This is a genomic window from Marinomonas sp. TW1, assembly GCF_001625355.1.
GTDB lineage: Bacteria > Pseudomonadota > Gammaproteobacteria > Pseudomonadales > Marinomonadaceae > Marinomonas.
The window spans coordinates 1-612 of record NZ_JSEE01000048.1 but is presented as its reverse complement, the minus strand read 5'-3'; the positions used below and the strand labels follow the sequence as shown (position 1 = coordinate 612).

The following is a 612-nucleotide window of genomic DNA, read 5'->3' as shown; positions in this document are numbered from 1 at the left end:
TATAGCGTTGAGTAAATATTGTCCCTTTGTGTAATGCGTGCCAACGCTGTAATACTTCTAATGTTGACCATGATTTCGCTTTTTCTGTATTCACATGCAACACAACATGAAGATGATTACTCATCACGGCATAAGCGCATATATCGATTGAAAAGACGTTAGAAAGAAATAAAAGGCGATTCTCAACCCAACCACGACGATGTTCATAACTATTTCCTGTAACAGGATCATCACCGTACAAAAAAGCTCGCCGTACACAGCGAGCCACACAATGGTAATAAGGGGTGTCTTGTAAACTGACTTGAGCTTTCCTAGACCTTGGCATATCCAACCTCTCTTCCTGAGAAAACAACACTGTAATTATATACAGCATATTTAAATATCGTCAAGAAAACGCTAGAAGCCTTGGAAACACTGAGTTCTTAAAGTGCCTGTCCTAATAAGTAAGTACTGCTATCGCACCATTGACACCGGCTGACTTATGGGTGAGGTTGCCACAATAAAACGGATAAAATAATTAAGAGGCATACTGAGCCTCATAATCAACTGGCGCTACGTAATCTAAAAATGCATGACGCCGCTTTCGGTTATAAAATACTTCAATGTATTCAA

General features: G+C 39.5%; 1 protein-coding gene and 1 pseudogene. Both read right to left on the bottom strand.

Going from position 1 to position 612, the window contains the following annotated elements; translation table 11 throughout:
* Positions 1-325: pseudogene (locus OA79_RS18160) on the bottom strand (transposase); the annotation flags it as partial.
* Positions 326-517: 192 nt separating this feature from the next.
* Positions 518-604 carry a hypothetical protein gene (locus tag OA79_RS18670; protein WP_442919194.1) on the bottom strand — a complete coding sequence of 29 codons (87 nt, stop codon included), beginning with the start codon at positions 602-604 and terminating at the stop codon, positions 518-520.
* Between the last annotated feature and the right edge of the window lie 8 nt (positions 605-612).